The organism is Mesorhizobium sp. M0621 (assembly GCF_040320745.1).
Taxonomy (GTDB): Bacteria; Pseudomonadota; Alphaproteobacteria; order Rhizobiales; family Rhizobiaceae; genus Mesorhizobium.
Window position 1 is genome coordinate 54,141 of record NZ_JAMYQF010000017.1, and the last position, 25,808, is coordinate 79,948.

24 protein-coding genes and 1 riboswitch are annotated in these 25,808 nt (G+C 65.0%); of the genes, 11 read left to right on the forward strand and 13 right to left on the reverse strand.

Annotated features, from left to right (window positions below):
• Genes NKI38_RS14435 through cbiE form a run of 5 tightly spaced genes read right to left on the reverse strand, consistent with a single transcriptional unit; the run spans window position 1 to window position 4,511 of the window.
• Window positions 1-1,314 (reverse strand): cobyrinic acid a,c-diamide synthase CobB, encoded by a 1,314-nt coding sequence (locus NKI38_RS14435; protein ID WP_352658611.1) that lies wholly within the window; start codon window positions 1,312-1,314, stop codon window positions 1-3.
• Complete coding sequence (cobA, locus tag NKI38_RS14440; RefSeq protein WP_352658613.1) at window positions 1,311-2,129, reverse strand: uroporphyrinogen-III C-methyltransferase; 819 nt, start codon at window positions 2,127-2,129, stop codon at window positions 1,311-1,313. Before cobA ends, NKI38_RS14435 begins: the two co-directional genes overlap by 4 nt.
• Window positions 2,126-2,890: a precorrin-4 C(11)-methyltransferase gene (cobM, locus tag NKI38_RS14445; RefSeq protein ID WP_352658615.1), complete on the reverse strand. Its 765-nt coding sequence runs from the start codon at window positions 2,888-2,890 to the stop codon at window positions 2,126-2,128. The genes cobA and cobM overlap by 4 nt, the downstream gene beginning before the upstream one ends.
• Entirely contained in the window at window positions 2,887-3,273 is a 387-nt protein-coding gene (locus NKI38_RS14450) for a cobalamin biosynthesis protein (RefSeq protein WP_352658617.1), read from the reverse strand. The genes cobM and NKI38_RS14450 overlap by 4 nt, the downstream gene beginning before the upstream one ends.
• A complete protein-coding gene (cbiE, locus tag NKI38_RS14455; protein WP_352658619.1) occupies window positions 3,270-4,511 on the reverse strand; it encodes a precorrin-6y C5,15-methyltransferase (decarboxylating) subunit CbiE in 1,242 nt (413 codons plus the stop codon). Before cbiE ends, NKI38_RS14450 begins: the two co-directional genes overlap by 4 nt.
• Window position 4,512: 1 nt before the next feature.
• Here cbiE and NKI38_RS14460 point away from each other — a divergent pair, with 1 nt between their 5' ends.
• A complete protein-coding gene (locus tag NKI38_RS14460) occupies window positions 4,513-5,295 on the forward strand; it encodes a cobalt-precorrin-6A reductase (protein WP_352658702.1) in 783 nt (260 codons plus the stop codon).
• Here the strand turns inward: NKI38_RS14460 and NKI38_RS14465 are convergent.
• The 8 genes from NKI38_RS14465 to NKI38_RS14500 all read right to left on the reverse strand — a co-directional run bounded on the left by NKI38_RS14465 (window position 5,259) and on the right by NKI38_RS14500 (window position 15,630).
• On the reverse strand, window positions 5,259-6,023 hold the full coding sequence (locus NKI38_RS14465) for a precorrin-3B C(17)-methyltransferase (RefSeq protein WP_352658622.1): 765 nt from the start codon (window positions 6,021-6,023) through the stop codon (window positions 5,259-5,261). The genes NKI38_RS14460 and NKI38_RS14465 overlap by 37 nt on opposite strands.
• Entirely contained in the window at window positions 6,020-6,778 is a 759-nt protein-coding gene (locus NKI38_RS14470; protein ID WP_352658624.1) for a precorrin-2 C(20)-methyltransferase, read from the reverse strand. The genes NKI38_RS14465 and NKI38_RS14470 overlap by 4 nt, the downstream gene beginning before the upstream one ends.
• On the reverse strand, window positions 6,775-7,407 hold the full coding sequence (locus NKI38_RS14475; protein ID WP_352658626.1) for a precorrin-8X methylmutase: 633 nt from the start codon (window positions 7,405-7,407) through the stop codon (window positions 6,775-6,777). Before NKI38_RS14475 ends, NKI38_RS14470 begins: the two co-directional genes overlap by 4 nt.
• Window positions 7,408-7,409: 2 nt before the next feature.
• A complete protein-coding gene (gene cobG / locus NKI38_RS14480; protein ID WP_352658628.1) occupies window positions 7,410-8,927 on the reverse strand; it encodes a precorrin-3B synthase in 1,518 nt (505 codons plus the stop codon).
• Window positions 8,924-12,655 (reverse strand): cobaltochelatase subunit CobN, encoded by a 3,732-nt coding sequence (cobN, locus tag NKI38_RS14485; protein ID WP_352658630.1) that lies wholly within the window; start codon window positions 12,653-12,655, stop codon window positions 8,924-8,926. Before cobN ends, cobG begins: the two co-directional genes overlap by 4 nt.
• A gap of 18 nt (window positions 12,656-12,673) precedes the next feature.
• Window positions 12,674-13,726 (reverse strand): cobalamin biosynthesis protein CobW, encoded by a 1,053-nt coding sequence (gene cobW / locus NKI38_RS14490; protein ID WP_352658632.1) that lies wholly within the window; start codon window positions 13,724-13,726, stop codon window positions 12,674-12,676.
• Window positions 13,723-14,157 (reverse strand): DUF1636 family protein, encoded by a 435-nt coding sequence (locus tag NKI38_RS14495; RefSeq protein WP_352658634.1) that lies wholly within the window; start codon window positions 14,155-14,157, stop codon window positions 13,723-13,725. Before NKI38_RS14495 ends, cobW begins: the two co-directional genes overlap by 4 nt.
• Window positions 14,158-14,196: 39 nt before the next feature.
• Window positions 14,197-14,401, reverse strand: a riboswitch (cobalamin riboswitch).
• Window positions 14,402-14,430: 29 nt separating this feature from the next.
• Window positions 14,431-15,630 (reverse strand): winged helix-turn-helix domain-containing protein, encoded by a 1,200-nt coding sequence (locus tag NKI38_RS14500; RefSeq protein WP_352658636.1) that lies wholly within the window; start codon window positions 15,628-15,630, stop codon window positions 14,431-14,433.
• A 321-nt stretch (window positions 15,631-15,951) separates the two neighbouring features.
• On the opposite strand from NKI38_RS14500, the gene NKI38_RS14505 reads away from it, so the two are divergent.
• The 10 genes from NKI38_RS14505 (at window position 15,952) to nuoI (ending at window position 25,783) form a co-directional block, all read left to right on the forward strand.
• On the forward strand, window positions 15,952-16,317 hold the full coding sequence (locus tag NKI38_RS14505; protein WP_010910112.1) for an NADH-quinone oxidoreductase subunit A: 366 nt from the start codon (window positions 15,952-15,954) through the stop codon (window positions 16,315-16,317).
• Window positions 16,308-16,889: a NuoB/complex I 20 kDa subunit family protein gene (locus tag NKI38_RS14510; protein WP_352632488.1), complete on the forward strand. Its 582-nt coding sequence runs from the start codon at window positions 16,308-16,310 to the stop codon at window positions 16,887-16,889. The genes NKI38_RS14505 and NKI38_RS14510 overlap by 10 nt, the downstream gene beginning before the upstream one ends.
• Before the next feature lie 4 nt (window positions 16,890-16,893).
• Window positions 16,894-17,496 (forward strand): NADH-quinone oxidoreductase subunit C, encoded by a 603-nt coding sequence (locus NKI38_RS14515; RefSeq protein ID WP_352658638.1) that lies wholly within the window; start codon window positions 16,894-16,896, stop codon window positions 17,494-17,496.
• Window positions 17,497-18,687, forward strand: coding sequence for an NADH-quinone oxidoreductase subunit D (locus NKI38_RS14520; RefSeq protein ID WP_352658640.1), 1,191 nt, complete (start codon window positions 17,497-17,499; stop codon window positions 18,685-18,687).
• On the forward strand, window positions 18,688-19,977 hold the full coding sequence (locus NKI38_RS14525; protein WP_352658642.1) for an NADH-quinone oxidoreductase subunit E: 1,290 nt from the start codon (window positions 18,688-18,690) through the stop codon (window positions 19,975-19,977).
• A 10-nt stretch (window positions 19,978-19,987) separates the two neighbouring features.
• A complete protein-coding gene (gene nuoF, locus NKI38_RS14530) occupies window positions 19,988-21,292 on the forward strand; it encodes an NADH-quinone oxidoreductase subunit NuoF (protein WP_352658644.1) in 1,305 nt (434 codons plus the stop codon).
• A gap of 103 nt (window positions 21,293-21,395) precedes the next feature.
• Window positions 21,396-22,091: a helix-hairpin-helix domain-containing protein gene (locus NKI38_RS14535; RefSeq protein ID WP_352658646.1), complete on the forward strand. Its 696-nt coding sequence runs from the start codon at window positions 21,396-21,398 to the stop codon at window positions 22,089-22,091.
• A 73-nt stretch (window positions 22,092-22,164) separates the two neighbouring features.
• A complete protein-coding gene (gene nuoG / locus NKI38_RS14540; protein WP_352658648.1) occupies window positions 22,165-24,246 on the forward strand; it encodes an NADH-quinone oxidoreductase subunit NuoG in 2,082 nt (693 codons plus the stop codon).
• Window positions 24,247-24,248: 2 nt separating this feature from the next.
• Entirely contained in the window at window positions 24,249-25,292 is a 1,044-nt protein-coding gene (gene nuoH / locus NKI38_RS14545) for an NADH-quinone oxidoreductase subunit NuoH (protein WP_352632474.1), read from the forward strand.
• The gene (gene nuoI, locus NKI38_RS14550) at window positions 25,292-25,783 is read left to right on the forward strand and encodes an NADH-quinone oxidoreductase subunit NuoI (protein WP_352632472.1); all 492 of its coding nucleotides are present in this window, start codon (window positions 25,292-25,294) and stop codon (window positions 25,781-25,783) included. Before nuoH ends, nuoI begins: the two co-directional genes overlap by 1 nt.
• Window positions 25,784-25,808 lie beyond the last annotated feature (25 nt).

Genomic DNA, 25,808 nt, shown 5'->3' on the forward strand with positions numbered 1-25,808 from the left:
CTAGCCCCTCGCAATGGCGTGGAAGAAGGTGCCGCTGACATGGCCGCGCCGATAGCCTGAGGCGCCGATCGGATTGCCTTGGCCGTCGGCTAGGTCGGCCAGCGGCTCGTCGTTGCCTGTTGCCGTCATCTGCGCATAGTGGAATTCGTGGCCGCGGATCAGCGCGCCAGCTAAGCCCAGCGGACAATCAGCACGCAACCGGGCCTCCCGGTAGCCGAGGTTCATCTTGCGCTTGGCGAAGCTGGTGGAATGGCCGAGCAGGCCGAGCATCGCATGCGTTTCGCCGGAGGCGTCCTCCAGCGCTTCGCCAAGCACCATGAAGCCGCCGCACTCGCCATGGATGGGCTTCGTCGCGGCAAAACGCTCCATCCCGGCGCGGAAAGTCGCCGCGGCTGCGAGCCGGCCGGCGTGAAGCTCGGGATAGCCGCCGGGTAGCCAGCAGACGTCGCAATCCTCATCGGGTGCTTCGTCGGCGAGCGGCGAGAACGGGACAATTTCGGTACCCGCCTTGCGCCAGTAGGCGGCGACATGCGGATAGAGGAAGGTGAAGGCGGCATCTTCGGCCAGCGCGATGCGTTGACCGGGCGGTGCCAGCGCGTCGTCGAAGCCGCCCGACGCCGGGGTGAGGGGTGTCGCCAGGGCCATGATGGCATCGAGATCGAGCGACTTTTCCGCCATATCGGCAAGCCGGTCGAGATGCGCCATCAGGTCGTCATATTCGCCGGCCTGGACGAGGCCGAGATGGCGCTCGGGCAGGTTCAGGGTCGGATCGCGCAGGATGGCGCCGACGACCGGCAGGCCGATCGCCTCGATGGCGTCGCCGGACAGCCGGCGGTGCCGCTCGCTGCCCAGCCGGTTGAGCACGACACCGGCCATGCGCACATCCGGATCATAGGTGGCAAAACCCTTGGCGACGGCGGCCGCCGTGGTCGACTGGCCGGACACGTCGAGCACCAGCAACACCGGCAGACCGTAGAGGCGGGCGAGGTCGGCTGCCGAACCGGTGCGCCCCGGCGAGGCCGGAATGCCGTCGAACAGGCCCATGGCGCTTTCAAGGACGACGAAATCGGTATCGTCAGCTGCTTGCGCGGCAAGCGCATTGAGCAGCGATGGCGGCATCGCCCAGCTGTCGAGATTGACGCCGGAAAGCCCGGTGGCTGCGGTGTGGAAGCCGGGGTCGATATAGTCGGGGCCGGATTTGGCACCGCGCACTTTCAGGCCGCGCCGGGTCAACGCGCGCAGGATGCCGATGGTGACGCTGGTCTTGCCGGAGCCCGAACGCGGCGCGCCAATGATGATCGCGCGAGCCGTCATGCGCCCCCCGCCAGTGCCGCGCGCATGGCGACGATGCCGCCGACGATGATCAGCGCCGGCGAGGCAAGACCGGCGGCGGCCGCTTCCTCGGCAATGGTGGCGAGCGTGGCGACGACGGTCCGCTCCTGCGGCGTCGTCGCGGCGACAATCACCGCCGCCGGTGTCGACGGCGCCAGCCCGCCGTCCAGCAGTGCGGCTGCTATCAGCGGCAGATTGGCCATGCCCATATAGACGACGACAGGTTGGCCGGTGCGGGCGATTGCCGCCCAGTCGATATCGTCATCGGTGCCGGCAGCGTGGCCGGTGGCCAGGATCACGGCCTTGTTGATGCCGCGCATGGTGGCCGGGATGCCGGCGGCGGCCAGCGCGCTGAGCCCCGAGGTCAGGCCGGGCAGGACGCGGAACGGGATGGCTTCCCGCGCCAGCGCCAGAGCCTCTTCACCGCCACGGCCAAAAATATAGGGATCGCCGCCCTTCAGCCTGACGACGCGACGGCCAGCGCGCGCCAGCCGCACCAGCAACGCGGTGATGTCGTCCTGTTTCATCGACGGTTTGCCGCCGCGCTTGCCGGCAAAGAAAAGCTCGGCATTTTCGGCAACGGCGACGACATCCGATGAGACCAGCGCGTCGTAGACCAATGCATCCGCCTCGGCCAAAGCCGCCAGCACTTCCAGCGTAAGGCAGCCGGGGTCGCCGGGACCGGCGCCGGCCAGCCAGACATGACCCGGCTCCAGCCGGCGCGGCTTGAAATTCAGCCGGGACAAGGCTTTTTCGAGCGTGGCGTTTTCGCCGTTGTTTTTGGTGCTGCCGCTCACAATCCGTCCCGTCCGCGAAAACGCCGCTGGTAATGGGCGTCGTACAATGAACTTTCGCCAAAACCTTCCGCTGCCAGCGAGCGGCCGACAAAGATGATCGCCGTGCGCTCCATCGGGTCGGCGGCGAGCAGCGCTTCGATGGTCGCCAGCGTACCGGTCAGCACCCGCTCGTCCGGCCAGGAGGCGCGGAAGACGATCGCCACCGGGCAGTCGCCGCCATAATGCGGCGTCAGTTCGGCGACGACGCGGTCGATGGCGTGGATGGCCAGATGAATGGCGAGCGTGGCGCCGGTGCGGCCAAAGCCGGCCAGCGTTTCGCCGGGCGGCATCTTCGAGGCGCGGCCGGAGATGCGGGTCAGCACCAGGCTTTGCGCGACTTCGGGAATTGTCAGCTCGCGGCGAAGTGCGGCGGCGGCGGCGGCGAAGGACGGCACGCCCGGCGTCAGCGTGTAGGGAATACCGTGCTTTTCCAGCCGGCGGATCTGCTCGGCCACGGCGCTCCACACCGACAGGTCGCCGGAATGCAGGCGGGCGACATCATGGCCAGCCTTGTGCGCCGCGACATACTCGGCCTCGATCTCGTCGAGTGACATCGGCGCGGTGTCGATCAGTTTCGTTCCGGGTGCGCAGTGCTGCAGCAATTCGGGCGCGACAATCGAGCCGGCATGAAGGCAGACCGGGCAGTTTGCCAAGAGCCTCGCGCCGCGCAGCGTGATGAGGTCGGCGGCACCTGGACCGGCGCCGATGAAATAAACGGTCATGGCGCGTCTCCGCTGACAGCGATGGCGCAGGTGACGGAGCCGAGCACCGTGCGGGGGCCGAGCAGTTTTGCACCGGCACCGGCGACAGCAAGGGCGGCCGCCTCGGAGACCGATGGCGTGCCGGCCAGATCCTGCGACAGGTCGGAATGGCTGAGCGTGTCCGGCGAGGCGGCCCGAAGTGCTGAGTCATCGACGACAATGACCGGAAGACGCAGCGCGCGGCCAGCGGCAGGGATCGCTTCTTCATCCTTCTTGAGCGCAGCGGTCGCCAATGCAGAAAGCGCCGTCATCGCCAGCCCATGCGCTTCCAGGGCGGTTTCTATCGCGGCAAGCACGTCCCCGACGCTCACGCCTTTTCGGCTGCCGATGCCCGCGACCATCATGGCTTGACCCAGCTCCATTGGGTGACCGGCATGGCCGGCCGCCATGCCTGCATCGAGCCGACGGGCGAAGCGCGAGATATGGCGATCCGGGTAAGGTCGCCGCCGAGCTTCGTATGCTGGGCAAGAAGCAGGGCTTCCATCTCCAGCGTCACCGCATTGGCAACGAGGCGGCCGCCGGCGCGCAAGGCCCTGATGGCGGCGTTCAACACGCCGGCATCGCTGCCGCCGCCGCCGATGAAAATCGCGTCAGGCGTGTCCAGCCTGGCAAGCACCTTGGGCGCGCTGCCTTCCACCACGACAAGGCCGGGAACGCCACAGGCGGTGGCGTTGCGGCCAATGCGGGCGGCGCGGATCGGATCGGCCTCGATGGCGATGGCGCGCATCGAGGGGTGGGCCAGCATCCATTCGATGCCGATGGAACCGGAGCCGGCGCCGATGTCCCACAGCAATTCGCCACGCCTCGGCGCCAGTGCCGACAGGGTGACGGCGCGGATTTCGCGCTTGGTGATCTGGCCGTCATGGTCGAACAGATGATCGGCAAGGCCTGATGTGAGTGGCAGCACGCGTGCTTGCGGGCTAGGATCAATCTCGATAGCCAGCACGTTGAGTGGATTGATGTTTTCGAGGTCGAAGGAGTCGGCGCGGGCCGTGCGCCGACTCTCGTTTGGCCCGCCCAGCGCCTCCAGGACAGTCAGCCGCGACGCGCCGAAGTCGAGTTCCGTGAGCAGGCGGGCGATTGCCGTAGGGGCTTCAGCATCCGAGGTCAGCGCCAGGATGCGCGCGTTCGGCTGCAATAGCGGCCGGATCAGGTCGAGCGGCCGGCCATGCAGCGAGACGGTATCGATATCCTGCAGCGCCCAGCCAAGCCGCGCGGCCGCCAGCGAAACGGCCGACGGGGCGGGGATGACATGCATCTCCCGGGGCTTGACCTTGCGGGCGAGGGTGGCGCCGACGCCGTGGAAGAACGGATCGCCGGAGGCCAGCACACAGACGTTTCTGCCGGCAAGCGCCAGCACGTCGGCCATCTCGGCATCGAAAGGAACCGGCCATGGGCGCGCTTCGCCCTTGGCGAAGGAAGCGACAAGCGCCAGGTGCCGCTTGCCGCCGAAGATGATCTCCGCCTGCGCAATCCGCTGCTTGGCCTCGTCGCCGAGACCCGCTAAACCGTCCTCGCCGATACCGACGATGGTGAGCCATCTTGAGGTGAGCTTGGCGCCGCGCGGACCCTTAGCAGGCATGATGACCCACCGCATTCTGATCCTCGGCGGTACCACGGAAGCCCGTCAACTGGCTGGAAAACTGATCGTGCGCGCCGATTGCTCGGTCACGCTGTCGCTGGCCGGGCGCACCGAAAGCCCGGTCGCACAGGGCGTGCCGGTGCGAACCGGAGGCTTTGGCGGCGCCGACGGGCTGGCTGCCTATCTGCGGGAGATGAGCGTCGACCTGCTGATCGATGCCACGCATCCTTATGCGGCGCAGATCTCCGCCAATGCCGCGCAAGCCGCGCGCGTTGCCGGCGTGCCGATCCTTGCCCTGCGGCGCCCTGGCTGGGAGCCTGTCGAAGGCGACCGCTGGACGCTGGTCGATACGTTTGGCGATGCCGCGCAAGCGCTTGGATCCGCGCCGCGCCGCGTTTTTCTGGCGCTGGGCCGGCAAGAGGTCGCCGCCTTTGAAGCCGCGCCCCAGCACCACTATCTCATTCGCAGTGTCGATCCGGTCGAGCCCACGCTGGCCGTGCCTGGTGCCGAATATCTGTTGGCCCGTGGCCCGTTTCGCGAGCCCGATGAGCGCGCGCTGCTCGAAAAGCATCGCATCGATGTCGTCGTGTCCAAGAACAGTGGCGGCGCGGCCACCTACGGCAAGATCGCTGCAGCGCGAGCGCTTGGCCTCGACGTGGTCATGGTCCGACGGCCTGATCTGCCGGAGGTGCCTTCGGCTGAAACCGTCGAACAGCTCGCCGCCATTGTTGATCAATTTGGGGTCGATCATTTTGTCGAGCCCGCTGCCGAACGCGGCGTGTAGACCAGCGCCGGCTTCTCCGCGCGCCTGATGATCCGGGTTTCCGGCGAACCGATGATGATGCAGGTCGCCATGTCGGCCTTTTCAGCTTCGACATCGGCCAGCAGGTAGACCTCGATACGCTCGTCCGGGCGGCCGGCGGCGCGGCCGAAAATCACCGGCGTGGTGCCCGGCAGGATCGCGGTCAGGCATTCGAAAGCGCGGCCAAGCTGCCAGGGGCGCGCCTTGCTGATCGGGTTGTAGAGCGCGATGACGAAGCCGGCGCCGGCCGCTGCCAGCAGGCGCAGTTCGATCAGCTCCCACGGCTTCAGATTGTCGGACAGCGAGATGGCACAGAAATCATGGCCAAGCGGGGCGCCGATGCGGGCGGCAACCGCGAGCATTGCGGTGATGCCGGGCACGACAGCAACATTGACCGTGCGCCATTCGGCCGGGCCGGCCTCGATCGCCTCGCAGACGGCAGCCGCCATGGCGAACACGCCGGGATCGCCACCAGAGACGACGGCGACATCGTGGCCTTCGGCCGCCTTGATCAACGCATCCTTGGAGCGGGCGAGTTCCTCGCGATTGTCGGAAGCGACGCGGGTCTGGTCCAGCCGTAGCTCGAGCCGGTCGAGATAGGGTTTGTAGCCGTAGAAGAATTTGGCCTCGGCGACAGCGCGGCTGGCTTCCGGCGTGACCTGATCGGCATTGCCAGGGCCGAGGCCAATGACTGTGAGACGGCCGCTCATGCTTCGCCTCCCAAAGCGACCGGGCGGCCGGACCAGCCGGCGACCAGCACGATGGCAAAATAGGGGGCCTTGTCGTCTTGTTTGTCGGCAAGCTTCATGGACACACTGCCAGCCATGGTGCCGCGCTCGACATAGACGGCGCGCGTCAGCTTGCCGGTCGCTTCCAGCGCCCGCCTGATCTTGGGCAGGTTGCGGCCGACCTTCATGATGACGGCGGCATCGGTGTCGGCCAGCCGACGGGTCAGCTCGAACTCGCTCATCGTGCCAGGCAGCACCGTCAGCACGTCGTCGCCCTGGACGATCGGAACACCAGTCTGCGACCAGCAGCCGGACATGGCGGTGATTCCGGGAATGACTTCTGTGGGAAAACGATGGGCGAGGCGCACGTGCAGATGCATGTAGGAGCCGTAGAAAAGCGGGTCGCCCTCGGACAGGACGGCAACCATTCTGCCTGCCTGAAGGTGTTCGGCGACCTTGTCGGCGGACTCCTCGTAGAAAGCCGTGATCTGCGAGCGGTAGTCGTCGTGATCCTTGTCGATTTCGGTGGTGACGGGATAGAGCAGCGGCAATTCCGTCATTTCGGGCCGGAATTGCGCTTCGACGATGGCGCGCGCGTTGCTGTTGTTGCCGCGCTTGGCGAAATAGGCCACGACATCGGCCTCGGCCAGGGCCCGCGCGGCCTTCAGCGTCAGCAGTTCGGGGTCGCCGGGACCGGTGCCGACGCCGAAGAGACGACCTTTGACAAGCGCGTTCACAGGCCCGGCCTCGCCAATGAATTGAGCGCTGCGGCGGTCATGGCGCTGCCGCCAAGCCGGCCGCGCACGATGGCGTAGGGCACGCCATAGGAATTCTCGGCCAAAGCATCCTTGGATTCAGCGGCGCCGACGAAGCCGACCGGCATGCCGACGATGGCCGCCGGCTTCGGCGCGCCGTCGCGCAGTTTTTCCAGGAGATAAAACAGTGCGGTCGGTGCATTGCCGATGGCGACCACCGAACCGGCCATGCGTTCGCCCCACAGGTCGATCGCGGCGGCGGAGCGGGTGTTGCCGATCTCCTTGGCGATGTCGTGGGTGCGCGGGTCGCGCAAGGTGCAGATCACCTCGTTGCCGGCCGGCAACCGGGCGCGGGTGACGCCATGCGAGACCATTTCCGCGTCGCAGAAAATCGGCGCGCCGGCCGCCAAAGCGGCGCGCGCGGCGGCAACGAAATTGGCGGAGAAGACGAAATGGCTTGATGCTTCGACCTGGCCGCAGGCATGGATCATGCGGACGGCGACATCGGCCTCGGCTTCGGAGAAGCGCGACAGATCAGCTTCGGCGCGGATGATGGCGAAGGAGCGTTCGTAGATCGCCGTGCCGTCATGGATATAGTCGTAGGCGGCCATGCTCATTCCTGTTGGTAAGTTCGGGCCTGTTGGTAAGTTCGGGCCTGTCGGTAAGCCTCGGCGATACCGGCCGGCCCGAGCCTTGTCAGGCAAGCGGCGGCGGTTTCGCCTTGATATCGTGCGCTGCGGATCATTGCCGCGACGCGGCTGATGCCGCGCGCGGCGTCATAGCCCGGCCTGTAGCCGGCAGGAAGAGCCTTTGCCGTCGCGTTCACGACAAGTCCGGCTCCGTTTTCGCCGCCGACTATTGTTAGCGCCGCCGGGCCAGGGTGCGCACAGCCCTTGGCGCAGCCGGAAATGTGCAGGGTGAAGTCTGGGATGTCGGCTATTTCAGCCGCGATCGTCTCGGCAATGTCGCGCGTGGCGATGCGGCCGGAGGCGCAGGCTGGTGTGCCCGGGCAAGCGGCAATGCGCGTGCGCGGGTCGGCGGGGGAGGTGACGAAGCCGAGGGTGGCGGCGGTGTGCTGGAGGGGTTGGTTGGCGCGCGTCGGCTGACCGAGGAAAAGCAGGGCACGGCCGGGGGCGAGGCGGATTTCGGCTGTGCCGAGGGTGAGGGCGTGTTGCGCGAGGTCAATGATCTTGTCTGCTGGCATGCTGCCATAGGGGAGGGCGATGCCGAGGGCTTCGGTGTTGCTCAGATCGAAAAGGCCAATTGGCCGGCGATTGCGCTCTACGACGCCCCCCTCTGTCCTGCCGGACATCTCCCCCACGAGGGGGGAGATTGCTCCTTCATGCCTGCTTTCGCCAATTTCCACGGCTGAAGAGGGAAAGCCGACGCCGGAGCTGCCCATCTCCCCCCTCGTGGGGGAGATGTCCGGCAGGACAGAGGGGGGCGCCACAGAGTGCCAGCCTGCCAAGGATGTCAGCTGCCTCTCTGACAAATCCCTCGCATGAGCGTCGCGGCCTTTCTCGGCAACCATCCTCAGCGTAGCCACAGCGATATCGCGCGCAGCATCGTCTTCTACGATGACGAGCGGCCTTGCGTTCTGCCCGTCACCCGCGACAGACACCCGCCACCGAACTCCCGCATCGGTCCGCATCGCAACAAGCCTGATATCGGCCGTCACCGAATCCAGCCCAAGCTGCCCGCCGCCATCCACGACAACCGAAACCTTCGGCCCCAGCCTTGCCGTCAGCCCAGCTTCTTCGACCGCCACCCTCATCCATTCCGCCAAAGGCCGGGGATCGGCAATCTCTTGCGGGTCGATGCCGGCCAGCGGCCCAGTCTCTACAGGCACGCCGGTGCGCACCGCGATACCCAGCGCATCGACCTCCGCCGCCAGCACGCTCGCACTTTCCGCCGTCAGGCCGCGTATCTGCAGGCTGCCGCGCGCGGTCACTTCCATGATGCCGTTGCCATGCCGCAAAGCGGATTCGGCTATCCCGATCAAAAGCTTGGGCGACAATCCTCCAGAAGATAGATCTCCCGCGACTGGGTTGAGCCGCACCAGCAGGCCGTCGCCGGTCTGCATCGGCGCTGACAGGGCCGGACAAGCGCCGCGGCGTGAGAAGGCGTTCATGCCGCCACCCCAAGCGCTTCTGCCTCGGCAATCAAGGCCGTAAGATCGTCGTCGATGGAATTGCGCAGGGGATGCCAGAGGCCACGCCGGCGCGCCGACAGGAAGCGCTCGGCGATGACTTTCGCAGCGGCGGGGTTCTCGCGCAGGATGAAGGCGCGGACAGCCGGATTGCCGAGATAGGCGTCATGCACGGCCTCGATCAGCGTGCCCGATATCGCATGCGTGGTTTCGGCAAAACCAACCAGCCGGTCGACGGTTTCGGCGAATTCGGAGGCGCCGCGCGGGCCGTGGCGCATCTGGCCTGCAATGAAGCGTGGATTGACGGCGCGGGCGCGAACCACCCGCGATACGGCCTCGCCGACCGAGCGCGGCTTCGGCCTCTGTGGGTCCGTGGTGTCGAGCACGATGACGTCGGCATTTCTGCCGAGGGCCGCCAGGGCTGCCGAAAAGCCGCCGATGAAGGCGACGTCGGCGGAGCCTTCGAGGATGTCTCGGCCGGGATCGTCGCCGGTGTGGACGAGAAGATCGGCCTCGGCGATGCGACCCTCGAAGGCGCCGGGCGCGGAGACGCCTTCGCCTTCCGCGCCGCCATAGGCGTGCGATGTGGCGTCGAGATAGGCGCGGCCGATTTCTTCGCGCGCCGCCCAGTCGCCGGAGGACATGAGATGCTCGACGCCGGCGCCATAGGTGCCGGGCGAGGTGCCGAAGATTCGCGGGCTGACCTTGCCGTCAGTGCGGGTCCTCGCCGCGAGCGGGTTTTCCGAATCGTCCTCGTCGCGCGCGGCAACCGCGTTGGCGGCGGCATCGATCAGCGCGATCTGGGTCGGGAACATGTCGCGGAACAGACCGGAGATACGCCAGGTGACGTCGACGCGTGGCCGTCCTAGTGCTGCCGGCGGCAGCACCTCGATGCCGGTGATGCGACCGGTCGCCGAATCCCATTGCGGCCGGCAGCCCATCAGCGCCAACCCTTGCGCGATCTCCTCGCCGCCGGTGCGCAGCGAGGCCGAGCCCCAGAGGTCGATGACCAGCGAGCGCGGCCAGTCGCCATGCGACTGCATATAGCCGCGCACGACTTCTTCGGCAGCCACCCTGCCGAGATCATAGGCGGTCGGCGTCGGCATGGTGCGCGGGTCCGACGTGAACAAATTGCGGCCGGTGGGCAATACGTCCGAGCGTCCGCGCGCGGGTGCGCCGGCCGGACCGGCCTTGACGTGGCGGCCATCGAGCGCGGCGAGCAGCGCCGTCTTCTCCGAATCAGCGCTTTGGCGGCGCATGGCGTCGGGCTCGTTCTCGGGGGCGCGGCCATAGATATGCAGCCCGTCCTTGATGGCGAAGTCCTTGAGGTCGCAGAGCCAGGCATCGATGCGGCGCAACGCTTCGTCGGGCGCGTCGGTCGTGGCGACGCCGGCTTCGGTGGCGAGGCCGGTCTTTTGCGCGGTTTCGACGATCAGCTTGGCCAGACGGTCGCGGCGGCGGCGGTCGAGCCCGTCGGCCTGGGCGTATTCGTCGACCAACCGCTCGAGCTTGTGCTGGTTCTCGTCCAGCCCGGCACCGGTCAGCGGCGGCGGCAGATGGCCAAGGGTGACGGCGGCAATGCGCCGCTTGGCCTGCGCCGCTTCGCCGGGGTTGGAGACGATGAACGGATAGATGACGGGTAATGCGCCGGTGACGATCTCGGGAAAGCAGTTTTGGCTGAGCGCAACCGTCTTGCCAGGCAGCCATTCCAGCGTGCCATGCGCGCCGACATGGACCAGCGCGTGGATGCCGAGCGATTTGCGCAGCCACAGGCCAAAGGCGATCAGCGCATGGCGCGGCGGCAGTGTCGGGTCGTGATAGTCGGCGCGGCGGTCGGCGGAGCGGCCGCGGTCGGGGGCGAGGGCCACGGTGACGTTGCCGAAGATGGCGGCGCGGAAGGGGAAACTTCGGCGCGAGGCGCCCCCCTCTGTCCTACCGGACATCTCCCCCTCAAGGGGGGAGATCGGCAGTTTCAACGCTCCGCCCCCTCCCGCAACATTGGAGGTTGGCGAAACAGGCAATGGCAGCGCAATCTCCCCCCTTGAGGGGGAGATGTCCGGTAGGACAGAGGGGGGTGCCTCGCGCAAACCTGTCTCGCCTTCGGCCTCGCCCCAAGCGGCTTCTACGGCTGTGATTGCCTCGGCGGGTAATTCTTTTGAGAACCCGACATAGTCTTCCAGCCCCAGTCCTTCGCCGCTCCGCGCCAGCAAATCCAGCAACCCACGCGGTGTCTCCGGAATCCCGTCAACCCCATAGCCCTGTTCCCTCAGGTCATGCAGCATCGCCAGCACGCTGGACGGCACGTCGAGGCCGACGGCGTAGCCGGTGCGGCCAGGGGCGCTCGGATAATCCGGGATCAGGATGGCGAGCTTGCGCTCGGCACGTGGCGTCTGCTGCAGGCGGATAAAGGCCGCGACGCGGTCAGCCACCTGCGCGACACGATCGGGTTCCGGCCGGTTGGCGAAGGCGCGATGACCGAGTGCCGGATCGACCTCGCTCTCGCCCTTGAAGGAAATCGCGCCGGCGAGGATGCGGCCGTCCAGTTCGGGCAGCACGACATGCATGGCGAGGTCGGCGGGCGCCAGGCCGCGCTGGTTGTTTTCCCAGATATCGCGGCGGGTGGTGGCGACGATGACCTGGAAGACGGGCACGCCGGCGCGGTCGAACAGGGTTTCGATGCCGGGCTCCGCGCCGGATGCGAAAGCGGTCGCGGTGATGATGGTGGCGGGTTTCAGCGCGGCTAGCGCTGTTTCGACAAAGGCGAGTGACGTTGGGTCTTTGAGGCTGGAGACGAAGATAGGCACGGGAATCATGCCGCGCTGCCGCAGCGCCTCAAAAAGCGCATCGATGGGCGCGACATCGGCGGCCAGCAGCATCGAACGGTAGAACAGGATAGGCACGACTGGGGCGTTGACGTTGTCAACGTCGAGTTCCGTCACACCCCCCTCTGTCCTGCCGGACATCTCCCCCGCAAGGGGGGAGATTGCTTTGTCATCGATGATTTCGCCAATTGTCGAGGTTGTAGATGCCTCAGTTTCCAATGAAGCGAGAGAAGCGCCGGCTTTGATGAAGTCCGATCTCCCCCCTTGCGGGGGAGATGTCCGGCAGGACAGAGGGGGGTGTGAAGGAACGCCAACATTCGATGCGTCCGGCTTCTCCACAACTCCGCGTGCGGGCTCGTAAAACCCAGCCTTCGGGACCGCGACCGGCTCGACGACAGGCTCATCCTGTCCCGCCAGCCGGTGCACCAGCGCGCTCATATTCGCCGGGCCGCCCTCGCGGAAATAGTCGAGCAGACCGTCCAATTCCTCGCGCTGCAGCGTCGAGGCTTCGATCAGCCTTAGGTCCTCGTCGCGGCATTCGCCGGGCAGCAGAGCCAGTTTTATACCGTGTTCGCGGGCGATCGAGGCAAGCTGGTCGCAGCCGTAGCGCCACCAGTCGTAGCCGCCGAGGATGCGGACGAGGATGATCTTGGCGTGGCGGGCGACGCTGTCGACCCAGAGGTCGACGGACATGGGATGGCGCAGATCACGCAGGGCGGCCAGCCGCATCGAGGGCAGGCGGCCGGCGTCGGCCTTCCACGCGGCCGCAAGGCCGGCAAGGTCGCTGTCGGTGAAGGACAAGGCCACGATATCCGCCGGCGTCTGCCGCAGATCGACCGGCTCGGCGAGATCGTCGAGCGAGGCGGATGTCGTGGTGAGGATGTGCATCGCAACCCGGGTCCGAAATCAGCCGGCGAGTATACGCTCGATCGCCGGTCGGTTCAGCCCCTTGAGGCCGATGACGACAAGGCGCGAGCGACGGTCGTCCTGCGCCGTCCAGGCGCGGTCATAGTAATGGTTGACGCGCGGCCCGACGGCCTGCAGCAGCAGCCGCATCGGCTTGCCGCCGACCTCGACGAAGCCTTTCACACGCAGCACGTTCTCTTCCTCGGCAGCCGTGGCGACGCGTTTCGCCAATTCGTCCGGATGGGCGATCGAGGCAATGTCGACGATGAACGTATCGAAGTCATCATGCTCATGGTCGAAGGCGCCGTCATGATGGGACTTGCGGTTTTCGATGTCGTCCTCGACGGCGAGACCGAGGCCGAGCAGTACGGAGGGATCGACCTTGCCATGCGACGTCGGCACGATCTTCACCGCGCGGGCGGAGTGTTCGCCAATGATGGCGTTGGCGCGGGCGGTGCCGGCGGCGTCCATCAGGTCGCTCTTCGACAGGATGATCAGGTCGGCGCAGGCGATCTGGTCCTCGAACACTTCTTCTACCGGATCGTCATGATCAAGCGTCTCATCCTTAGCGCGCTGCGCCTGCAAGGCGTCCATGTCGTTGGCGACGCGTCCCTCGGCCAATGCCGGCCCGTCGACCACGGCGATGACGCCATCAACGGTCACGCGGCTTTTCACGCTCGGCCACTGGAAAGCCTGGACCAGCGGCTTGGGCAAAGCGAGGCCGGAAGTCTCGATCAGGATGTGGTCGACCTTCGGAGTCAGCGCGAGGATCTGGTCGAGCGCCGGCACGAAATCATCGGCGACGGTGCAGCAGATGCAGCCATTGGCCAGTTCGACGATGTTTTCCTCCGGGCAGGTGTCGATGCCGCAGCCCTTCAGGATCTCGCCATCGATGCCGATGTCGCCGAATTCGTTGACGATGATGGCAATGCGCTTGCCGCCGGCGTTTTCCAGGAGATGGCGGACCAGCGTCGTCTTGCCGGCGCCGAGGAAACCGGTGACGACGGTACAGGGAACACGGGAGAGGTTGGCAGACGAATCTGGAGCGGTCATTTCAAGTCCTTCAACAGGTCGAGGGGAGGGATGCGGGCAACGAGGCCGCGCTTCAGGCTATCGGGACGGCCGCGCCATGGAATGAGTCCGTCCGTCGAGGTGGCGAAGAGTTTTGCGCCGGTGACGAGATCGGCGCCGCTGGTTGCCGTCAGATCGCCAAAGACGTAGCTCCAGCAGCCGTCGCGCAGGATGGCGGCGCTGAGACGACGCTTGCAATTGCCGAGGCATTCAACGCTGCGGATGCGAATATTGTCGCCAGATGCGGCGCGGCGCGTGTCGTCTGCCAGCAGTTCGCCGGCGCGGGGATGGGCGTCGGAGCCGGTCTCGTCGCGACAGGAGGCGCAGACGATCACGGTGACGCCGGCCAACGTATCATCATGGCCGGACGAAACATCCGCTGTGCCAGCCGAAAAACTGCTGTCGTGGTCCAAAGATCGCGCTCCTTGCCCGGAAACCCGCCGGGCGATCGGATTCTATAGTCGCAGACGGCAGGTCTCCTGGCTCGCGGGTCATCGCCTTGGGTAGCCGCCTTCCCGGGATCATCCCAGTGGCTTTCGGCCTTGGCTCTTCGCTTACAGTTGCGGGGACAGCCGCGGATTTGGGATTTCGTCCCGCACCGCATTCCCTCTTGGCTCCTCTCGTTGAAGAGAAGAGACCGTCTGTATCGGATTTAGGCTTTTGCAGGCGGCGGAGTCAACGCGAGCTTACGACACGGTCAGGTCGACCAACGCCGGACCCAAGTCACCAGCCGGTGTCACTTCGATGCGTTCGAGGCCGAGCCAGCCCTGCATCTGCTTCAGTTCTTCGTAGAGCTGAGCGGCAGTCTGTGGCGGCGCGTTGGGCTCGGCATAGGCCGCATGGACTCGCAGGATGCCGGCAGGCCGGTCCGCCTTGAGGTCCACGCGCGCCACGATCCGGTCGCCGAGCAGGAACGGCAGGACATAATAGCCGTATTGCCGCTTGTCGGCCGGCGTGTAGATCTCGATGCGGTAGTGGAAATCGAACAGCCGCTTCGTGCGCGAGCGTTCGAAGACGACCGGATCGAACGGCGCCAACAGGGCACGGGCCTCGATCTTTCGGGGCAGGCGGGCGTCCTTGTGAAGATAGGCGGGCTTGTCCCAACCTTCGACACGCACCGGCAACAGTTCGCCTGTTTCGACCAGTTCCTCCAGCCGGCCTTTCATATCGGCCGGCGACAGGCGGAAATAGTCGCGCAAATCGCCTGATGTCGCGATGCCATGGGCACGGGCGGAAATGCGCAGCAATTCCCGATGCGCGTCCTCGGCGGCGGGAACCGGCAGATCGAGGATCGCCTGCGGCAGCACGCGCTCGGGCAGGTCGTAGAAGCGTTCGAAACCGCGACGATGCGCCGTGGTGATGCGCCCGGCCCAAAACAGCCATTCGAAGGCGTGCTTGGCGTGGCTCCAGCCCCACCAGCCTCCGGAGCCCTTCTGGCCCTCAAGCGCGGAGGCGGCGATCGGGCCACGCTCGGCGACCTGGCGGTAGATCTCCTCGATATAGGCGGCGTGTTCGCGGCCCCATTTGGCGAGGCCGAGATACATCTCGTCGCCGCGCTCGGCGCGTTGCATGCGCCAGCGCATCAGCGGGTACGTCTCGACCGGCAGGAAGGAGGCTTCATGCGCCCAATATTCGAACACCGTGCGCTTGCGCGTGACGGCCGCGTTGTCGAGCAAGGCGAGTGGGTAGGGGCCAAGGCGCGAATAGAGCGGCATATAGTGAGCGCGCACCACCGCGCTGACGGAATCGATCTGCAGCAGGCCGGTGCGGGCCAATACACGGGCGAAGTGCCGGCGGTTCGGTGTGCCGATCGGGCGGGGATCGAGAAACCCTTGGGCGGCAAGCGCAATGCGCCGGGCCATGGGGAGCGAGATCTTTTCCTTCATGCAGGCGTCACTCTGAGGGTGATTTGATGGGGTGATTCCGGTTCATGCTAGCAGGGTTTTGGCGGCAACCATGTCAGGAGAGAAAAGTGGAGTAAAAAGCGAAGGAAATCAAACAGGAGCGGATCGGACCAGTTTGCCGCGATATGCCGTCCAGCACTGTGTTTTGAACAAGGTTTGACTTGCTTCGCTGGAAGTGCTGCGCTAACCCTCGCCGCGTTGCAGCATAGGCCCTTAAAACGGTTCAGCGGTTAAACTGTCACGCTTCCGCATTAGGGTCCGGTGCTGTAATCAACGTGGATTGGCGCCAACGGAAAGCCGAGTATGAACGCACTTCTAAGTTCGTATCTGCCCATCGTCCTGTTCATCGGCGTGGCGCTGGTTGTCGGCCTGGCGCTGCTGGCCGCACCTTTCCTGGTGGCTTACCGCAACCCCGATCCCGAAAAGCTTTCCGCCTACGAGTGCGGTTTCAACTCGTTCGACGACGCCCGCATGAAATTCGACATCCGCTTCTACCTGGTGTCGATCCTGTTCATCATCTTCGACCTGGAAGTGGCCTTCCTGTTCCCGTGGGCGGTGTCGTTCTCGAAGATCGGCATGCTCGGCTTCTGGTCGATGATGGTGTTTTTGGCGGTGCTGACCATCGGCTTTGCCTATGAATGGAAAAAAGGAGCGCTGGAATGGGATTGAACGACAGTTCAGGCACCCTCGTCGCGCCGAAGCCCAAAGGTATCATCGATCCCAACACCGGCAGGCCGGTGGGGCAGGACGATCCCTTCTTCCTCGAAATCAACAACGAGCTGGCCGACAAGGGCTTTCTCGTCACCTCGACAGAGGCGCTGATCACCTGGGCACGCAGCGGTTCGCTGATGTTCATGACATTCGGTCTCGCGTGCTGCGCGGTCGAGATGATCCACACCTCGATGCCGCGCTATGACAGCGAGCGCTTCGGTGTCGCGCCGCGCGCGTCTCCGCGCCAGTCCGACATCATGATCGTCGCCGGCACGCTGACCAACAAGATGGCGCCGGCGTTGCGCAAGGTCTACGACCAGATGCCGGAACCGCGCTACGTCATCTCGATGGGCTCCTGCGCCAATGGCGGCGGCTACTACCATTATTCCTATTCGGTGGTGCGCGGCTGCGACCGCATCGTGCCGGTCGACATCTATGTGCCCGGCTGCCCGCCGAGCGCCGAAGCGCTGCTTTACGGCATTCTTCTCTTGCAGAAGAAGATCCGCCGCACCGGCACGATCGAACGGTAAATCCATGACCGCATCCCTGAGCGAACTGTCGACCTATCTCGGCGAGAAGCTGATCGACCGCGTGAATGACGCTGATATCGCCTATGGCGAGCTTACCATTGGCGTCGAGCCGCGCGATCTGGTCGAGGTCATGACCTTCCTGCGCGACGATGCGCGCTGCCAGTTCATCTCGATCATCGACGTCTGCGGCGCCGACTATCCGTCACGCACCAAGCGCTTCGACGTCGTCTACCATCTGTTGTCGCCGAAGCAGAATGTGCGCATCCGCGTCAAGGTGCAGGCCGACGAGGAAACCATGGTGCCGTCGATCACCGGCGTGTTCCCTGGTGCGGACTGGTTCGAGCGCGAGACCTACGATCTCTACGGCGTGCTGTTCTCGGGCCATCCCGATCTGCGCCGCCTGTTGACCGACTACGGCTTCGAAGGCCATCCGCTGCGCAAGGATTTCCCGCTGACCGGCTTCGTCGAGGTGCGCTACGACGACGAAGCCAAGCGCGTCATCTACGAGCCGGTCGAGCTCAAACAGGAATTCCGCAATTTCGATTTTTTGTCCCCGTGGGAAGGTACTGATTACGTGCTGCCGGGTGACGAGAAGGCAAAGCAGTAAATGGCTGAAACCTCCGTCCGCAATTTTAACATCAACTTTGGACCTCAACACCCTGCGGCGCATGGTGTTTTGAGGTTGGTTCTCGAACTCGACGGCGAAGTCGTCGATCGCGTCGATCCGCATATCGGGCTCTTGCATCGCGGCACGGAAAAGCTGATCGAGGCCAAGACCTATCTGCAGGCGATCCCCTATCTCGACCGGCTCGACTATTGCGCGCCGATGAACCAGGAGCACGCCTTCGCGCTGGCGGCCGAGCGCCTGCTCGGCATCGAAGTGCCGAAGCGCGGCCAGCTGATCCGCGTGCTTTACTGCGAAATCGGCCGCATCATGTCGCACATCCTCAATGTGACGACGCAGGCCATGGACGTGGGTGCACTGACGCCACCGCTGTGGGGCTTCGTCGAGCGCGAAAAGCTGATGGTGTTCTATGAGCGGGCCTCCGGCTCGCGCATGCATGCCGCCTATTTCCGTCCCGGCGGTGTCCATCAGGATCTGCCGCAGAGGCTGGTCGAGGATATCGGCAAGTGGATCGACCCGTTCCTCAAGTCGATCGACGACCTCGATCAGCTGCTGACCGGCAACCGCATCTTCAAGCAGCGCAATGTCGATATCGGCATCGTCACATTGGCCGACGCCTGGGCCTGGGGCTTTTCCGGCGTCATGGTGCGCGGCTCGGGCGCGCCCTGGGACCTGCGCAAATCGCAACCCTATGAATGCTATTCGGAAATGGATTTCGACATTCCGATTGGCAAGAACGGCGACTGCTTCGACCGCTACCTCGTGCGGATGGAAGAAATGCGCCAGTCGGCGAAGATCATGCGCCAGTGCGTCGATCTTCTGCTCGGCAAGGAAAGCGCCGGCCCGGTGTCCAACCTCGACGGCAAGGTGGTGCCGCCCAAGCGCCAGGCGATGAAACGCTCGATGGAAGCGCTGATCCACCACTTCAAGCTCTACACCGAGGGCTATCGCGTGCCGGCCGGCGAGGTCTATGCGGCTGTCGAAGCGCCGAAGGGTGAATTCGGCGTCTATCTGGTCTCCGACGGCTCGAACAAGCCCTACCGCTGCAAGCTGCGCGCGCCTGGTTTTGCGCATCTGCAAGCGATGGACTTCCTCTGTCGTGGCCACATGCTGGCCGACGTCACCGCCGTTCTCGGCTCCCTCGACATCGTGTTTGGTGAGGTCGATCGCTAAATGTCAGTCCGCCGTCTCGCAGAAGCCAGCGTCCAGCCAGCATCCTTCGCCTTCAATCGGGCGAATGCCGCGGCTGCGAAGCAATGGATCAAGAAGTACCCCAAGGGCCGCGAACAGTCGGCGATCATCCCGCTTCTCATGATCGCACAGGAGCAGGAAGGCTGGGTGACCAAGGCGGCGATCGAGACGATCTCCGACATGCTCGGCATGCCCCGTATCCGTGGGCTCGAGGTCGCGACCTTCTACACGCAGTACCAGTTGAATCCGGTCGGTACGCGGGCCCATATCCAGGTCTGCGGCACCACGCCCTGCATGCTGCGCGGCTCGGAAGCGCTGATGGATGTGTGCCGCTCGAAAATCCACCACGACCAGTTCCACACCAACGACAAGGGCACCTTGTCGTGGGAGGAGGTCGAATGCCTCGGCGCCTGCGTCAACGCGCCGATGGTGATGATCTTCAAGGACACTTTCGAAGACCTGACGCCGGAACGGCTGGCCGAAATCATCGATCTCTACGGCGCCGGCAAGGGCGCCTCGGTGCCGCCCGGGCCGCAGAACGGCCGCACCGGCTCGGAGCCGGCCCTCGGCCTCACAACGCTGAAGAGCGAAAAGGCGATCCTCAAGTCGACCCGCGACAGGGAAGCCAGGGAGGCGGCCAAGGCCGCCAAGGCGGCGCCTGATGCGATCATCGCCACGGTTGCGCCGATAGCGGCCGACGCTCCGGTTGCGCCTTCGAAGGCCAGCAAGCCGAAAACCGATGCGCCGGAAACCAGCCCGGCGCTGAAATCGCCTTCGCCGGTCAAAGTGGCGCCGGCCGTTGAAAAGGCGGCGAGCGTTCCGGCACCGTTGCATTCGGCCGCCAATGCCAACAAGGCGGACCCCGAGGTCGAGCAGGTTTCCAAGCAGCGCAGCGGCCCCAAGAACAAGGCCGAACCGGCTTCTGCCTTCAAATCGCCGGAAGTCAAAGTGCCGGCGGCGAAGGCCGCCAAGCCGGCCAAACCGTCGCTCGAGGACAAGAACCGTCCGGCCGGCATCGACAGGCCGGCGCTGGTCGACGACCTCAAGCTGATCTCCGGTGTCGGCCCGAAGATCGAGGGCATCCTGCATTCCCTTGGCATCTTCACCTTTGCCCAGGTCGCTTCGTGGAAGAAAGCCGAGCGCGAGTGGGTGGACGGCTATCTAGCCTTCCACGGCCGCATCGATCGCGACGACTGGGTCAAGCAGGCCAAGGCGCTCGCCAAGGGCGGCGTCGCCGAATACATCCGCGTCTTCGGCAAGAAGCCGGTCTGAGGGACGAAAAATGCTTCAGGACAAAGATCGCATCTTCACCAACATCTACGGCCTGTTCGACAAGTCGCTCGCCGGCGCGCAGGCGCGCGGCGCCTGGGACAACACACCCGGCATCGTCGCCAAGGGACGCGAGTGGATCGTCAACGAGATGAAGGCGTCCGGCCTGCGCGGCCGCGGTGGCGCCGGCTTCCCGACGGGCCTCAAATGGTCGTTCATGCCCAAGCAGAGCGACGGCCGGCCGAGCTACCTCGTCATCAACGCCGACGAATCCGAGCCCGGCACCTGCAAGGACCGCGACATCCTGCGCAATGACCCGCACACGCTGGTCGAGGGCGCATTCCTCGCCGGCTTCGCCATGGGCGCGATCGCCGCCTACATCTATGTACGCGGCGAGTTCATCCGCGAGCGTGAGGCGCTGCAGCGGGCGATCGACGAGGCCTATGAGGCCAAGCTCATCGGCAAGAACAACACCTCCGGCTATGATTTCGAAATCTACATGCACCACGGCGCCGGCGCCTATATCTGCGGCGAGGAGACAGCACTGCTCGAAAGCCTCGAAGGCAAGAAGGGCCAGCCCAGGCTGAAGCCGCCATTCCCGGCCAATGTCGGCCTCTATGGCTGCCCGACCACGGTCAACAATGTCGAATCGATCGCGGTCGCGCCGACCATCCTGCGCCGCGGTGCTGCCTGGTTCTCGTCCTTCGGCCGGCCCAACAATGTCGGCACCAAGCTGTTTTGCATCTCCGGCCACGTCAACAATCCGTGCACGGTCGAAGAGGCGATGTCGATCCCGTTCCGCGAGCTGATCGAGACGCATTGCGGCGGCATTCGCGGCGGCTGGGACAATCTTTTGGCGGTCATTCCGGGCGGCGCTTCGGTGCCGCTGGTGCCGGCCGAGCAGATCATCGACACGCCGATGGATTTCGACGCGCTGCGCGACCTCAAATCCGGTCTCGGCACGGCGGCTGTCATCGTCATGGACAAGTCGACCGATATCGTGAAGGCGATCGCGCGGCTTTCCTACTTCTACAAGCACGAAAGCTGCGGCCAGTGCACGCCGTGCCGCGAAGGCACCGGCTGGATGTGGCGGGTGATGGAGCGGCTGGTGCGCGGCGAGGCGCAGAAGCGCGAGATCGATATGCTGCTCGACGTCACCAAGCAGGTCGAGGGCCACACGATCTGCGCGCTGGGCGATGCGGCGGCATGGCCGATCCAGGGCCTGATGCGGCATTTCCGCGGCGAGGTGGAGCGGCGCATCGACGAGTTTTCGCGCAACGCGCACCGGGCAGAGCCGGTGATGGTGGCGGCGGAATAGAAGAATTTCTTGAATGCGGGCGAAAGCCCGATTTGAAATACGGGCAAGTGCCCGATTTGAGACAACCGGGGCGGGCGAACGAAGAAACGACCAGGAGAACTCTATGGCGCCGTATTCGACACCCAATCCATTGATGCCCAATTTGGACCAGCTCGAGAAAATGAACCAGGATCTGACCAGGATGATGCCGAAGGAGATGGCCAGTGCCGTCAACCTTCTCGTGCATCCTGTCGCGGGTGCCGCGGCGATGTCGGCCTTGAGCCTCGGGCTTGCCAACCACGCTTTCGGCGTCTGGCTGGGTGCGCTTTCGGGAGCGACTGAGGCCTCGCAACGGCTGCTGCAGCCGATCGTCGATGATTTCGAGGCGCGGGTCGCGCAGTTCGACGATCCGAGCCCATCCTCCACCAGGGCGCGCGCGACGGCGAAGACCATGATTGCCGAGGCGCAGTCCTTTGCCCAGGAAGTCACGGACATTGCCGCGAAGGAAGCCGCCACTGCTGTACCGGCGGCGAATGCCGTCCCGGCGGCCGGCGACGCCGCCGATGTGCTGATGCCAGAGGATTTCAGGCAGCCCAGGGCGATGGAAAAGCCGGCGAAACCGGCGGATCTCAAGGCCATATCGGGTATCGGTCCCAAGCTGGAAAAGGTACTCAACGGCCTGGGCATCTGGACGTATGCCCAGATCGCGGCATGGACGCCGCAAGAGGTTGCCTGGGTCGAGGACTATCTGTCGCTCGGCGGCCGTATCGGCCGCGACGACTGGACGGCCCAAGCGGCGGCGCTCGCCGTCAAAAAGTGAATGAAATGCACGGCGTGGTTTCGACCATGTCCGGAAAAAGAGATTGCGGGAACTCCGCAGGGGTTTGAGGCGAATGGCAAAGCTCAAGGTCGACGGGAAAGAGATCACTGTACCCGACCACTACACGCTGCTGCAGGCGGCGGAAGACGCTGGCGCGGAAGTGCCGCGCTTCTGCTTCCATGAGCGGCTGTCGATCGCCGGCAATTGCCGGATGTGCCTGATCGAGGTGAAGGGCGGACCGCCCAAGCCGCAGGCTTCCTGTGCCATGGGCGTGCGCGACCTGCGCCCCGGCCCGAATGGCGAGCCGCCGGAAATCTTCACCAACACGCCGATGGTCAAGAAGGCCAGGGAAGGCGTGATGGAATTCCTGCTGATCAACCATCCGCTGGATTGCCCGATCTGCGACCAGGGCGGCGAATGCGACCTGCAGGACCAGGCGATGGCCTTCGGTGTCGATTCCTCGCGCTATCACGAGAACAAGCGCGCGGTCGAAGACAAGTATATCGGACCGCTGGTCAAGACGGTGATGAACCGTTGCATCCATTGCACGCGCTGCGTCCGCTTCACCACGGAAGTCGCCGGTATTTCCGAGCTCGGCCTGATCGGCCGCGGCGAGGACGCCGAGATCACCACCTATCTCGAAAGCGCAATGACCTCGGAGCTTCAGGGCAATGTCATCGACCTTTGCCCGGTCGGCGCGCTGACCTCGAAACCCTTCGCCTTCCAGGCGCGGCCGTGGGAGCTGACCAAGACCGAATCCATCGACGTGATGGATGCCGTCGGCTCGGCGATCCGCGTCGACAGCCGTGGCCGCGAAGTCATGCGCATCCTGCCGCGCGTCAACGAAGCGGTGAACGAGGAGTGGATTTCCGACAAGACCCGCTTCATCTGGGACGGTCTGCGCACGCAGCGCCTCGACCGCCCCTATGTGCGCAAGGACGGCAAACTGGTTCCGGCAAGCTGGGCCGAGGCGTTCGCCGCGATCAAGGACGCTGTGTCGAAGGCCGCACCCGAGAAGATCGGTGCCATTTCAGGCGATCTCGCCGCGGTCGAGGAAATCTACGCGCTGAAGCTGCTGATGGCTTCGCTCGGCTCGAAGAATACCGACTGCCGCCAGGATGGCGCTGCACTCGATCCGGCACTTGGCCGCGCCAGCTACATCTTCAACCCGACCATCGAAGGCATCGAGCAGGCCGATGCGGTGCTGATCATCGGCGCCAACCCGCGCTATGAGGCCTCGGTGCTCAACGCCCGCATCCGCAAGCGCTGGCGGATCGGCAATCTGCCGGTCGGCGTCATCGGCGATGTAGGCGACACCCGCTATGACTACGAACAGCTGGGTGCCGGACCGGATTCGCTGAAGGATCTGGCCGACGGCAACGGCAAGTTCTTCCAGGTGCTGAAAAAGGCGACGCATCCGCTGATCATCGTTGGCCAAGGCGCTTTGTCGCGCGCCGATGGCGCGGCCGTGCTCGGCCAGGCGGCCAAGCTCGCCGCCGCTGTGAACGCTGCTCGCGCGGACTGGAACGGCTTTGCCGTGCTGCATAATGCGGCCGGACGCGTCGGTGGTCTCGATCTCGGCTTCGTGCCGGGTGAGGGCGGCAAGAATGTCGCCGGCATGCTGGGCGACATGGAGCTGTTGTTCCTGCTCGGCGCCGACGAGATCGACATGGCCAAGACCGGCGGCGCCTTCGTCGTCTATATCGGCACGCATGGCGACCAGGGCGCGCACCGCGCCAACGTCATCCTGCCGGCGGCTGCCTATACCGAAAAGTCGGCCACCTATGTCAACACTGAAGGCCGCGTCCAGCAGACCAACCGCGCCGGCTTCGCGCCGGGCGATGCCCGCGAGGACTGGGCTATCCTGCGGGCACTGTCGGATGTGCTGGGCAAGAAACTGCCGTTCGATTCGCTGCCGCAGCTGCGCGCCAAGCTCTATGGCGAATACCCGCATCTGGCCCGCATCGATCAGGTCGCGGCCGGCAATGCCGAAGACATCGCTGGGGTGGCGAAGCTCGGCGGGCGGCTGAACAAGGGCACCTTCACCTCGCCGGTCAAGGATTTCTACCTGACCAACCCGATCGCGCGGGCATCGGCCGTAATGGCGGAATGCTCGGCGCTGGCCAAGAGCGGCTTCAAGCAGGCGGCGGAATAAGCATGGACACTTTCTTCTCCTTCTACGTGCTGCCGGCGCTGCTGATCCTGTTGAAGTCAGTCGTGCTGATCGTCGTGCTTTTGATCTTCGTCGCCTACATCCTCTACGCCGACCGCAAGATCTGGGCAGCGGTGCAGCTGCGCCGTGGCCCGAACGTCGTCGGCCCCTGGGGCACGCTGCAGGCCTTCGCCGATCTGCTGAAATTCGTCTTCAAGGAACCGGTGATCCCGTCAGGCGCCAACAAGGGCGTCTTCCTGCTGGCGCCGCTGGTCTCGGCTGTGCTGGCGATCTCGGCCTGGGCGGTCATCCCGGTCAGCCAGGGCTGGGCGATCGCCAACGTCAATGTCGGCATCCTCTATGTCTTCGCCATCTCTTCGCTCGAGGTCTACGGCGTGATCATGGGCGGCTGGGCGTCGAACTCGAAATACCCGTTCCTCGGCGCGCTGCGTTCGGCGGCTCAGATGGTGTCCTACGAAGTCTCGATCGGCTTCGTCATCGTCACCGTGCTGCTCACCGCCGGCTCGCTCAACCTGTCCGACATCGTGCTGTCGCAGCATGACGGGCTTGGTACGCGGCTTGGCCTGCCCAACACCTTCCTCGACTGGAACTGGCTCGCGCTGTTCCCGATGTTCATCATCTTCTTCATCTCGGCGCTGGCCGAGACGAACCGGCCGCCTTTCGATCTGGTGGAAGCCGAATCGGAACTGGTCGCCGGCCACATGGTCGAGTACTCGTCGACGCCGTTCCTGCTGTTCTTCCTCGGCGAGTATGTCGCCATCGTGCTGATGTGCGCGCTGGCCACCATCCTGTTCCTCGGCGGCTGGCTGCCGCCCTTCGACTTTGCGCCGTTCACCTGGGTGCCGGGTGTCATCTGGTTCGTGCTGAAAGTCTGCTTCGTCTTCTTCGGCATCTCCATGGTGAAGGCCTTCGTGCCGCGCTACCGCTACGACCAGCTGATGCGGCTCGGCTGGAAGGTGTTCCTGCCGATTTCGCTGTTCATGGTGGTCGCCACCGCCGCCGTCCTCAAGATCACGGGGTTTGCGTGATGTCCGCTCTTTCCCAAGCCGCAAAATCGCTGCTGCTGCAGGATTTCGTCAGCGCTTTCTTCCTGTCGATGCGCCAGTTCTTCGCACCGAAGGAGACGATCAATTATCCGCACGAGAAGGGGCCGACCAGCCCGCGCTTCCGAGGCGAGCATGCGCTGCGCCGCTATCCCAATGGCGAGGAACGCTGCATCGCCTGCAAGCTGTGCGAGGCGATCTGCCCGGCGCAGGCCATCACAATCGAGGCCGGTCCGCGCCGCAATGACGGCACACGCCGCACGGTGCGTTACGACATCGACATGGTGAAGTGCATTTATTGCGGCTTCTGCCAGGAAGCTTGCCCGGTCGACGCCATCGTCGAGGGGCCGAATTTCGAATTCGCGACGGAGACGCGCGAGGAACTCTACTACGACAAGGACAAGCTGTTGGCGAATGGCGACCGGTGGGAGCGCGAACTGGCGCGCAACATCGCGCTGGACTCGCCTTACCGCTGATATTTGACGCATGGACGGGGCGAGG